The 12,404-nt window shown below is 41.7% G+C and carries 6 protein-coding genes; 5 read left to right on the plus strand and 1 reads right to left on the minus strand.

The genetic code is table 11. From position 1 onward, the window contains the following. Positions 1-32: 32 nt before the first annotated feature. From V7K49_RS25570 to fabD, 5 genes are all read left to right on the plus strand, one after another. Complete coding sequence (locus tag V7K49_RS25570; protein ID WP_335208146.1) at positions 33-1,199, plus strand: YcjF family protein; 1,167 nt, start codon at positions 33-35, stop codon at positions 1,197-1,199. 652 nt (positions 1,200-1,851) lie between these two features. Continuing rightward, a complete protein-coding gene (locus V7K49_RS25575) occupies positions 1,852-3,333 on the plus strand; it encodes a leucyl aminopeptidase (protein ID WP_335208147.1) in 1,482 nt (493 codons plus the stop codon). Positions 3,334-3,596: 263 nt separating this feature from the next. After that, entirely contained in the window at positions 3,597-4,619 is a 1,023-nt protein-coding gene (gene plsX / locus V7K49_RS25580; RefSeq protein WP_335208148.1) for a phosphate acyltransferase PlsX, read from the plus strand. 105 nt (positions 4,620-4,724) lie between these two features. Continuing rightward, complete coding sequence (locus V7K49_RS25585) at positions 4,725-5,717, plus strand: beta-ketoacyl-ACP synthase III (protein WP_335208149.1); 993 nt, start codon at positions 4,725-4,727, stop codon at positions 5,715-5,717. 296 nt (positions 5,718-6,013) lie between these two features. After that, positions 6,014-6,895, plus strand: a complete 882-nt coding sequence (gene fabD / locus V7K49_RS25590) for an ACP S-malonyltransferase (protein WP_334868269.1) — start codon at positions 6,014-6,016, stop codon at positions 6,893-6,895. Positions 6,896-6,900: 5 nt separating this feature from the next. Here the strand turns inward: fabD and V7K49_RS25595 are convergent, their stop codons facing one another. Continuing rightward, entirely contained in the window at positions 6,901-12,348 is a 5,448-nt protein-coding gene (locus V7K49_RS25595; RefSeq protein WP_335208150.1) for an ATP-binding sensor histidine kinase, read from the minus strand. Between the last annotated feature and the right edge of the window lie 56 nt (positions 12,349-12,404).

Here is a 12,404-nt window from a genome sequence, read left to right on the forward strand (position 1 = left end):
AAGAGAGAGGCTTTACAGGATGGTATCAAGCAATGGCAGACAAACCCCAAGAAACAGAGGCGAATAAATTAGTTAATTTACCCAGAGAAACTTCACAAGTAAAAATCCAGACTCAATCATCAGTAGAAAATGAACCGTCTATATTAGAGTCTTTTGTTAAAACTGTTGCTGAAACTGGCAAAGCAGTTTTAGACACAGCAGTAGGGGTGGGAGAAGCAACGGCGAAAGAAACACACAAGTTAATTGAGCAAACAACTCAAACCAGCGGTGAGGTTGTGAATCGTCTCAGTGAAAATTGGCTGATTAGAAAACTATCTGGAGTGTTAAATCTAAATTGGCTAATTAGTGATACTAATCTTGTTGATTTGGAAAAAGCAGAAGTTGCGGTAAACAAGCTTAAGAAACAGTATCCAAATGAATCACCCAGCCAGATTGCTCACCGAATTATGGTGGAAAAAGCAACTCAAGCAGGCACAGTTGGACTAGCCACTAGTATTTTGCCAGGAATAGCAGTGGCATTGTTGGCAATTGATTTAACAGCGACAACCAAATTGCAGTCAGAAATGCTTTATCAAATTGCATCTGTCTACGGGCTAGATTTAAAAAATCCTGCCCGTAAAGGTGAAATTTTGGCAATTTTTGGTTTAGCTTTGGGTGGAAGTCGTCTGTTGAAAGCTGCGGGATTAGGCTTGCTGCGAAATGTGCCGTTGGCGGGTGCAGCGATCGCGGCTAGTTCAAATGCCACGATGATCTATTCATTGGGCTATGCTGCTTGTCGATTTTACGAAGCCAAGCTGGATGAATCAACTTCACTGCAATCACCACAGACATTGGCAACATTAAAAGCTGAAAGTGAAAAGTATCTCCAAAGTGCGATCGCTCAAGAAGCCGTCATGGATCAAATATTAGTTCACATGATCCTGGCTAGTCATCCAGAAAAGACTTGGAAAGAAATTTTGCCAGAATTACAAGCTCTAAACCTCAGTCATAACTCGTTGGATACCATTGCCCAAAATATCAAATCACTTAAGTCTTTAGATATACTGCTCAATCAGCTAAATCGTGATTTTGCCATACCCTTGTTGGCTCAGTGTTACAAAATTGCCCAGCTTGACAATCAGATTACACCAATTGAGCAACATATAATCACAGCGATCGCTAAGAAATTTGACATTGACACAAATGGAATTGGGGCATAGGGCACTTGTACTGAGCGAACGCAAGAGCGTCTCGTAAAGAAGCCGTTGGCGCAGCCTCTCCAAGAGTTGTATTGTGCATGGGGCAGAGGAGGTAAAAGAGTGAAGTTCCTAGTAGCTTCATTAACGAGTATCAAAGACTCGTTAACGGAGTTCTGAGGTGGATTAACGAGTATCAAAGACTTGTTAACGGAGTTCTGAGGTGGATTAACGAGTATCAAAGACTCGTTAACAGAGTTCTGAGGTGGATTGAAGAGTATCAAAGACTCGTTAACGGAGTTCTGAGGTGGATTGAAGAGTATCAAAGACTCGTTAACGGAGTTCTGAGGTGGATTGAAGAGTATCAAAGACTCGTTAACGGAGTTCTGAGGTGGATTAACGAGTATCAAAGCCTCGTTAACGGAGTTCTGAGGTAAATTAACGAGTATCAAAGCCTCATTCACGATTGCTATTTATACTAACTCGCTAAATTATAGCTACTGACCCCTGCACAATACTTCGGCTTCTCTACGAGACGCTACGCGAACGCTCAGTACAAGTGCCCAATCCCCAATGTCCCATGCCCAAAGCTCAATGCCCATTCCCCTCACCATGAAACAAGAATTTTGAGCAATACTGGTACAAGAAGGAATATTTACACAAAATCCCAACCAAAATGACAATTCAACTTAGTGATAAGCCTTTGCTAGAGTGGGCAGGCGATAGTTTGGCAATTGGATTATTTGAAGATGCAGTAGAGTTAACCGGAGAACTAGCTACTTTAGATCAAAAGTTTTCCGGCGTCTTAAAAGAACTGATTGCTGAAGAAGAATTTAAAGGTAAAGCCAACAGTACCATCTTTAGCCGTGTGAATCCTGGTAGCCCAGTGCGGAAATTGATTTTGGTAGGTTTAGGAAAACCAGATGCACTACAACTAGATACTCTGCGCCGCGCTGCTGCTGCTGTAGCCAGGGTAGGAAAAAAGCAAAAAAGCAAAATTCTAGGATTTAGTTTTCCATTATGGAATAACGATCCAGCAGCCAGCGTCCAAGCGATCGCAGAAGGCATTGAATTGGCGCTTTATCAAGATATTCGCTTTAAATCAGAACCAGAAGAAAATGGATCACAAATTGAAACCGTAGATTTACTAGGTTTTGGTGGACAAGAAGCAGCGATCACCCGCGCCAATCAAATTGTTTCCGGGGTAAATTTGGCACGGCAGTTAGTAGCAGCGCCAGCCAATGCAGTAACACCGCTTACTTTGGCAGAAACTGCTCAAGCGATCGCTAACGATCACGGTTTACAAGTGGAAATTCTGGAACGAGAAGACTGTGAAAAGTTAGGCATGGGTGCATTTTTGGGAGTATCGCAAGGTTCCGAGTTGCCACCTAAATTCATTCACTTAACTTATAAACCAGAAGGTACACCCAAAAAGAAGCTAGCAATTATTGGCAAAGGTGTAACCTTCGATTCCGGGGGACTCAACATTAAAGGTGCTGGTAGCGGCATCGAAACCATGAAAATGGATATGGGCGGTGCAGCTGCTACCTTGGGCGCGGCAAAAGCAATTGCTCAAATTAAGCCAGATGTTGAGGTTCACTTTATCTCGGCGGTGGCTGAAAACATGATTAGCGGTCACGCCATGCACCCTGGAGACATTCTCACAGCATCAAACGGCAAAACAATCGAAGTGAACAACACCGATGCTGAAGGACGTTTGACCCTAGCAGATGCCTTGGTGTATGCGGACAAATTGGGATTAGATGCGATCGTGGATTTAGCCACCCTGACTGGTGCCAACGTCGTTGCCTTGGGTGAGGATATTGCTGGTTTGTACACTCCCGATGATGCTGTAGCTTCCCAAATCGAGAAAGCTGCCGAAACTTCAGGCGAAAAGATTTGGCGGATGCCAATGGAAGAAAAATATTTTGAAGGGTTAAAGTCTGGTATCGCGGACATGAAGAATACAGGCCCGCGTCCGGGTGGTGCAATTACCGCTGCCCTTTTCCTCAAGCAATTCGTCAAAGAAACCCCTTGGGCGCACTTAGATATTGCCGGTCCAGTGTGGACAGATAAAGAAAATGGCTACAACGGAGCGGGGGCAACTGGCTACGGCGTTCGGACGCTAGTTGACTGGGTATTAGGGAGTGGGGAGTAAGAATTTTAGATTTTAGGCTTCGGCTACGCTCAGTTGAACGATTTTGGATTTTGGATTAAAGAATTGAAATTTAATCTAAAATCATCAATTCCATTATCCAAAATTGAATTGCCCAATGCCCAGTCACAAACAATTCGTGCTATCTTGAGCTTGCCAGCAAAAATTGTTGCAATAGTAACAGAAATAATTTGGCGGTCAGAAAGTTAAGCTTTTTCGGCAAAGCCATCTGGTAAAATTTATAAGGTTTCTAAAAGCTCTGAGCAATGGGATCGACTCGTGTAAGGATCGCAATTGACGCAATGGGAGGGGATCACGCACCCGGTGAAATTGTTGCTGGCGCACTGCGAGCACGGGAAGAATTGGGTGTAGATGTATTACTAGTTGGTGATCCCCAACAAATAGAAGCTGCCTTGCCGCCAAAAACGAATTTAGGGCAGGTAGAGATCGTGACTGCTGAGGAAGCGATCGCTATGGATGAGGAGCCTTTAAATGCAGTTAGACGCAAACGCAAGGCTTCGATCAATGTGGCGATGGATTTAGTCAAGCAGCAGCAGGCAGATGCCGTGTTTTCTGCCGGTCACTCTGGGGCAGCTATGGCATCAGCTTTGCTCCGCTTAGGACGATTGCCGGGAATTGATCGCCCAGCCATAGGGACAGTTTTTCCTACGATTATTGCTGGGAAGCCAGTGTTGGTACTTGATGTCGGCGCGAATGTAGATAGCCGTCCCAAGTTTTTAGAGCAGTTTGGTGTCATGGGTTCGGCTTACAGTCAATATGTCTTAGGTACAAGCGAACCTAAAGTGGGTTTGTTGAATATCGGTGAAGAAGACTCTAAGGGCAATGATGCAGCCGTCCGCGCCCACCAAATGCTCCGCGAAAATTCCCAAATTAATTTTATTGGCAATGCCGAAGGGCGTGATGTGCTTTCCGGTCGCTTTGATGTAATTGTCTGTGATGGCTTTGTCGGTAATGTATTGTTAAAATTTGCCGAAGCCGTCGGAGAAGTGATTTTGCAAATTCTGCGGGAAGAATTACCCCAAGGATTGCACGGTCAAATTGGTTCAGCACTCTTAAAACCCAACCTGAAGCGGGTAAAGCAGCGGATGGATCACGCAGAACACGGCGGCGCTTTGCTGTTAGGCGTGGCAGGAGTCTGTTTTATCGGTCACGGTAGCTCACAAGCTCCTTCAATTTTTAATGCAATTCGGATGGCAAAAGAAGCTGTTGACAACCAGGTGCTACAACGAATTCAGTCCCAATATATCCTAGAGCGCGAGAGCGGTTAGCGATTCAGTTATAAGTCATGAGCCGTTTGTCATTTGTCATTTGCCAGGACAAAGGACAAAAGACAAGGAAAAAAGGCAAAAAGCTGATAGCTCGGGAGATTAGGAGTGCAAAATTTAGGCGTAGCAATTACCGGAAGCGGCTCGGCAGTGCCAGCAACTTCCCTACACAACCAGACATTGAGTGAAGTAGTTGAAACATCAGACGAATGGATTACCACAAGAACGGGAATTCGTCAACGGCGATTAGCGCAGCCATCTGAGTCCTTGAGTATACTCGCTACTGCCGCCAGCAATCAGGCGATCGCAGCTTCGGGAATTAAACCAGAAGACCTAGACCTGATTCTACTAGCCACTTCCACACCTGATGATTTGTTTGGTAGTGCTTGTCAAGTACAGGCTCAATTAGGAGCCACCAACGCAGTAGCCTTTGACTTGACCGCTGCCTGTTCCGGCTTTGTGTTTGGTCTGGTTACAGCAGCCCAATATATTAGAACAGGCGTTTACCGAAATGTACTTTTGATCGGGGCAGATATCCTCTCTCGCTGGGTAGATTGGCAAGATCGGAGCACTTGTGTATTGTTCGGTGATGGTGCAGGGGCAGTAGTATTGCAAGCTAACAAAAGCGATCGCTTATTGGGATTTGCACTTAAAAGTGATGGCACTCAAAACCATCACCTCAACCTTGCCTATGCAGGCGCTTCCCAAGAACTACTCTCAGGTGTAAATGTCACTAAAGGCACTTACCAACCCATTACTATGAATGGTAAAGAAGTCTACCGCTTTGCTGTCCAAAAAGTGCCAGAAATCATTGACAAAGCCTTGTTTCAAGCCAACCTCAGTGTTGACCAAATAGATTGGCTGCTGTTGCATCAAGCCAATCAGCGGATTATCGATGCCGTTGCCCAACGCCTAAATGTCCCAGAACATAAAGTTATAAGTAATCTCGCCGAGTACGGCAATACCTCTGCTGCTTCCATTCCCTTAGCTTTGGATGAAGCAGTGCGGCAAGGTAAAATTAAACCCAATGACATCGTTGCTGCATCCGGCTTTGGTGCCGGTCTTACCTGGGGTGCGGCAATTTTTCAATGGGGAAGGTGACTCAATTTTAGATTTTAGATTTTAGATTGATTCCATGCATGAATGCTCTTTTTTCCCTACGGGACGCTGCGCGAACGCTCAAGAATTTTAGATTTTAAATTTGTTATCGCATTTAAATTCGCTTGCTCTCAGACCTTTTTAAATTTTGAACTTTCCTGCGGAACGCTACGCGAACGGTGTGAGCGCTTAGTCGAACGCTTTTGAATTATTCAATTCCATTATCCAAAATTTAAAATATAAAATTCGGTGAATATTTTGTCCTTTGTTAATGACCAATGACCACAGACTAATGACCAATGATAAAAACTGCATGGGTGTTTCCCGGACAAGGTTCCCAAGCGCTGGGAATGGGAATGGACTTATTAGATATACCCGCCGCTAAAGACAAATTTGCTCAGGCTGAGGCAATTTTGGGCTGGTCTGTAACAGAAATCTGTCAAACTCAAGAAGAGAAGTTATCACAGACGCTATATACCCAGCCAATTCTTTATGTGGTGGAAAGCATTCTTGCTGACCTTCTTCGAGAACGAGGACACCACCCAGACTTAGTTGCTGGACACAGTTTGGGAGAATATACTGCCCTTTACATAGCGGGTGTCTTTGAGTGGTCTGCTGGTTTATATCTAGTAAAGCGTCGTGCAGAACTTATGGATAATGCCGTCGGTGGGATGATGGCGGCTTTGATGAACTTTGACCGCGAACAGTTAGAAAAAGTCATTGCCCAAACGCCTGATGTAGTGCTGGCAAATGATAATAGTTCGACTCAGGTGGTAATTTCAGGCACAACTGAGGCTGTACAAGCGGTGATGACTCAAGTAAAAGCAAAGCGTGCTATTCCCCTAAAAGTTTCTGGAGCATTTCACTCACATTTAATAGCACCAGCATCTGCCCAATTCCAAGACATTATAGAATCTGTGGAATTTCAGCCAGCTATTGTGCCAGTGTTGTCTAATGTAGAACCAATTCCGTCTATTGATGCCGAGATTTTAAAGCAACGCCTGAATAAACAAATGACTGGTTCTGTAAGATGGCGAGAAATTTCTCTGCAATTACCAGCCAACGGTATCCAGCGAGTAGTCGAAATTGGGCCTGGTAAAGTCCTAACTGGCTTGATTAAACGTACTAGCCCTGACTTAATATTAGAAAACATCCAGAGTGCTGCTGATTTACCTGTTTAATTTTTTTAGAACTTCATTTCAATTAAAAATTCTGTACCCTGACCTAAAACAGAGTTAAAAGTCAATTTGCCATTGTGGGTTTCTTCAATGATTTGACGAGCGATCGCTAATCCTAATCCCGTCCCTTTGCCCACACCTTTTGTAGTAAATAAGTGGTCAAAAATCTTTTGTTTGACTGATTCATTCATCCCCTTGCCATTATCAATAATAGCAATTTTTATACCTTCATTTTCCTGAGAGCTTTTAATTATAATTCGGTTGGGATTGACCTTAATTTCCTTAAAGCTTCGTCCCGCATTTGATTCATCCAGCGCATCAATGGCATTTGCTAGAAGATTCATAAATACCTGATTTAATTGCCCAGGAAAACATTCAACCTGGGGCAAATTCCCATAATCAGTTATCACTTCAATTGCTGGACGTTGTTCGTTTGCTTTCAGGCGATGTTTGAGAATTAAAATCGTACTGTCGATACCTTCGTGGATATTAAACGGCACTTTGTAATCTTTATCCGCACGGGAAAAAGTGCGGAGACTGGTGCTGATATTTTTGAGGCGATCGCACGCCATCACCATTGAATCAATAATCTTGGGTAAGTCTTCTAAGCTATAATCCAAGTCTATTTCTTTGGCATGGTCGATAATTTGATCATCGGGATTAGGGAGACTTGATTGATAGAGTTTCAAGTGTTCAACAATATCTGCAAGGCTGGGTTTAGCTTGTTGAAGGCTGGCAGAAATGAAGCCCAAAGGATTATTCATTTCATGAGCTACCCCGGCAACTAAATTACCCAATGCAGACATTTTCTCACTTTGGACAACTTGTAATTGGGCTTGTTGTAAGTCTTGTAATGCTTGTTGAGCTTGTTGATAAAGTTGAGCATTTTCTAGAGATATTGCTGCTTGGGAAGAAAGGAGATTAATAACGCTAAGGCGATCGCTGGTAAACACTCCTGGAGTCAGTTTATTTTCTAAGTAAATAATACCTACCAAATGTCCTTGATTAATAATCGGGGTACATAATACACTCTGGGGTTTTGTTCGGTACATATATTCCCCAATTACACCAGGAATATCTGTTTGCAAGTTATCGATCACAACTGTTTGTTGGGTATTTTTGACATAATTGATAATTGTTGTGGGAATATCTTGACAAGTATCTAGTGGTTGTGAATTAAGAATAGTTTGTATTTCAATATGAGAATTTGATCCATGATTAATAAAGGTAATTGCCTTAACTTGCCAAATATTTCCTTGAGGAAGAATTAGTGCAGATTTTTTTGCGCCAGAGTTTTCTAGGATAATGCGGGTGAGACTGGTAATGAGTTGATCTATTTCCAGAGAACTGGAGATAGCTTGAGAGGCTTTGAGGACAGAGGTAAAATCTAGAATATTGGAAATATTGGTGCTACTAGTGCTAGAAGCGTGAGTAGATGAAAAAGGCCCAGAAAAGCCAATAGTTTCTAGAGGGTTGAAGTTAATTATTTGCTGTTGCAGGATGGGTTGCAACAGTTTGGGATAGCATTTTGTTAAGTCATCGGTTTTGGCTTTCGCACCCCAGCGAGCATAGCAGTAGTATGCTTCTTGCATATATGCTTGAGCGACTTTTTCTTTACCCCAGTCGAGGTAGAATTTGGCTGCGAGTTCATTGCTCAGTCCTTCTTCTTGGATGTAGCCGTTTTCTTTAGCAAGAGAAATCGCCAGGTCATAATTTTTCATTGCTTCTAAATATTCATCAAGAACTCGATGTCGTTCTGCCTCTACTAGATAAAATTTGTGTAGATGATTCGTCGGGTTATAACTTGTCCATTCCTGCATCTTTTTGTGATTAGCTGCGACTTGTTGCAGGATATTTTCTTGCTTAGATTTAGGATACTTAGGCAAGATAGTTAACCAAGTCAGAGAGGCATAAAAATAGAATACAGGAATATTAAACATTCCTTTTCCCGCAGATACATAATGTTTTGCCTGTTCGATATACTCAAGCGCTGCCTCAAACTGTTGAAAAAAATAACACAGAATTAACTTGTTCAAAAAGAAATGCCATAATCCTGTTTTGTCATCTGTCTGCTGATATCGTGCTAAAAGTTCCTGTTCTTTGTCTGCTTCACCAAGCAACAGAGATGGGCTTGCCGTTTGACCTAGCAAGTTGACAATTGACTGTCGATAAAGTTCATTGTAGTTGAGCTGCGTTTGCTGATTAATTTGTGACAATACCTTACTATAGGCTGTCATTTCTTGTTCTAGCTCGGATAACTCATAACCCATGAAATAGGCATGGAAGCCGTAAGCATAAGCTGCGTAGCCCAAGGTCATTAAATTTCCACTTTCCCAACCACTGGAGTAAGCATTTTGCAGCAGCTTTAAGGTTTCTCTGACATGAACTTTCCAATGAACTATAAAAGTAGAGGTTACAAATAACACTCTTGCTTCAATTTTTTTTTCTTTGAATTTAGATAATAAATTCAACGCCAATTGACCAAATTCATAGCCCTGCTTAATATCACCAGCAACAGCACAAAGAAATAATCCGTAGCTAGAGTAGCCTAATGCAGAAATAGGTCCATTTCCATAAATCATTGATAGATTCATCTGTGTCATGATTATCAATGAATTGAGATTTGGTTTTGTCAAATAAGCAGGGACTAATATTTCATTGAAAATTTGCATCACTGCCAAAATTTGAGGGTTCGTCATCTCTGGCAGATTTAGCAGATCCGTAGGTTTCTTAGTACCTAAAAGAGCTTGTGTTTGTTGACTGATCCGTGCAACATCTTCTAAATCTGGTGATTCAGGGAGATCGATCTCAAATTGCTTTAATATCATCAATCCAGTGTTAATAGCTTTGAGTAGCTGACCCTGTGATGTGTACGCATTAATTCTCACACCATACACTTTGACCGTATCCAATGCTGTTTTTGCCTGTTGTAGTACCATTTCAGCAAGCTGTTCCATCTCATCTATATCGGTATTAAGATAGGCTGCCTCAGTTGCTTCTACATACAATGTCAGTGTCAGGTTATACTGACTTTTCCAGCGATCGCTAGTTAAGAGATTGCGCCCAACTGCAAAGTATTTAACCGCCGCACTATAAGCAGTAGAATTTTTAGCTTTGCGCCCAGCGATTAAATTTAGCTTTGCTAATTCCTCTCGTGCTGTTGGCTGTTCAATTAATTCGACAGCAATATTGATTTGATTAACAATCTGAAAAATTCGTTCTTCTTGTTCACTCTCAGATGTGTTCTTCAGTAACTGTTGACCAATCCGATGATGAGTTGTTTTCTTTTGCTCATCTGGAATCAGAGAATAAGCAGCTTGTTGGACGCGATCGTGCAAAAAGTTGTATGTGACAGTCTGAGAAATTTCTTGAGTAACTGCAAGACTATCTTGCCCAACATAAAATTTATAAATATTATCAGTAGGCAAAATCAACCCTTCTTGTAAGGCTTTCCACAAACAAGCTGCTGTTTCTATCTCTGATTTTTCCGAAACAATAGTCAAAGTTCCTAAATCAAACTGATTCCCAATACAAGCAGCTAACTGCAATACATTTTGAGTTGATGATGGCAGTCTTCGCAATTGAAATGCCATAAAAGCAACAACATCATCTGTCACCGCTTGCTGAGTAACTCGTGTAATATCACATTCCCAACAGCCTGAATCAAAGCTGAATTCAATCAGTTCATCTTGATGCAATGCTTTGAGAAATTGGGTAGCGAAAAATGGATTACCTTGAGTTTTCTGAGATACTAATAAAGAAAGAGGCAGAGCTAAATTTTCTGAACACTTTAGTGTGTCAGCAACTAAGTAATTCACTTGCACTTGACTCAGTGGTGCTAAAGTAATCGTATTAATCGTGAAGAGTGCTTTTTCGATTTCACTCAAGGTCAACATTAACGGATGTACTGGATTGACTTCGTTATCACGATATGCACCAATGATCAAAAGATGCCCTGAATCAGTCATTAATAGCTGCATTAACTTTAATGATGCTGAATCTGCCCATTGCAAATCATCTAAAAATATTACTAATGGATGTTCAGCAATAGTAAAGACTTGGGTGAACTTTTGGAACAATAAATTAAAGCGATTTTGTGCCGCAGTTCCTGATAATTCAGGTGCTGGTGGTTGAATACCAATAATTCTTTTTAATTCCGGAATTACTTCAATAATTACCTGTCCATTTTCCCCGACAGCTTTTAAAAGCTTACTTTTCCATTCCTGGATTTGAGTATCGCTTTCTGTGAGCAATTGCCCCATTAAATCTCGGAATGCTTGCACAAATGCACTGAAGGGGATATTTCGCCCAAATTGGTCATATTTCCCTTTGATAAAATAACCACGTTGACGAACAATGGGTTTATGAACTTCGTTAACAACCGCAGTTTTACCAATACCCGAAAAACCAGCTACCAGGATCATTTCAGTTGCACCCAGGCTAACTCGCTCAAATGCTTGGAGGAGAATTTCTACTTCTGTTTGTCTTCCATAGAGTTTATCAGGGATAACAAAGCGATCGCACACATCTCTTTGAGCAATTTCAAAGTGTTCAATATTACCAGTTTTTTGGAGTTGAGTTAAACAATTTTCTAAATCAAATTTCAGTCCTAATGCACTTTGATAGCGGTCTTCAGCATTTTTCGCCATCAATTTCATCACGATGTCACAGAGAACTTGGGGAATCGGAAAATCAACCTCACCGCAACCCTCTCCTTGGTAAGGAAAGGGTGCTTTATGCAGGTGAGATTTATTCATATTTGGTGGAAGTTTTGCAATATGACAATGCACCAACTCCATCGGGTCGTTTGATTGAAAAGGTAACTCACCTGTAAGTAACTCGTAAAAAGTAACACCGACTGAATAAAAATCAGTCCGATAGTCAATCCCCCGATTCATTCGGCCTGTTTGTTCTGGGGAAATATAAGCGAGTGTCCCTTCTAATAGATTAGGATTGATGAGTGTTTGGGTTTCTCGTGGTAGTAGGGATGCAATACTAAAGTCAATTATTTTAACTTGTCTGGTTTCTGGATTAATTAAAATATTGGCGGGTTTGATATCTTTATGAATAATCCGCTGACGATAGAGTATATCTAAGGTATTACACAGTGCGATCGCTATCTGTAAAAACTCCGCGAGATTTCGTAGACTTGACCCGGTTCCCCATTCTTTAAGAGAAATTCCCCCGAAGTCTTCCATCACCAACACATAGCCATTTTGGTAAGGTTCTAGGCTATAAGTTTGGATGATTAGAGGTGAGTTGAGATTTTTGACAATGGTATACTGATTGCGAAACTGCACCAATTCGCTGAAACCTGGATATGAATTTTTCAGCAGTTTAATCACTACAGGTAAAGAGTCAGTTTCTCGATAACCACGATAAACTAGGGTTTTTGAACCATTATAAAGTTGTTCCTTAACTTGGTATCCGGGAATAGTAACTAGAGTGGTAACCATACTGCTAAATCCTGACAATTCCAGATTTAGTGTTCCCAGATATGTGCAGGTGTTTA

Source organism: Nostoc sp., assembly GCF_036919675.1.
GTDB lineage: Bacteria > Cyanobacteriota > Cyanobacteriia > Cyanobacteriales > Nostocaceae > Nostoc.

What these genes read in the sequence shown, in the direction of transcription:
- V7K49_RS25570 (WP_335208146.1), top strand. Translation starts at nt 33, where the DNA reads ATGGCAGACAAACCCCAAGAAACAGAGGCGAATAAATTAGTTAATTTA.
- V7K49_RS25595 (WP_335208150.1), bottom strand. Translation starts at nt 12,348, where the DNA reads ATGGTTACCACTCTAGTTACTATTCCCGGATACCAAGTTAAGGAACAA.
- plsX (WP_335208148.1), top strand. Translation starts at nt 3,597, where the DNA reads ATGGGATCGACTCGTGTAAGGATCGCAATTGACGCAATGGGAGGGGAT.
- fabD (WP_334868269.1), top strand. Translation starts at nt 6,014, where the DNA reads ATGATAAAAACTGCATGGGTGTTTCCCGGACAAGGTTCCCAAGCGCTG.
- V7K49_RS25575 (WP_335208147.1), top strand. Translation starts at nt 1,852, where the DNA reads ATGACAATTCAACTTAGTGATAAGCCTTTGCTAGAGTGGGCAGGCGAT.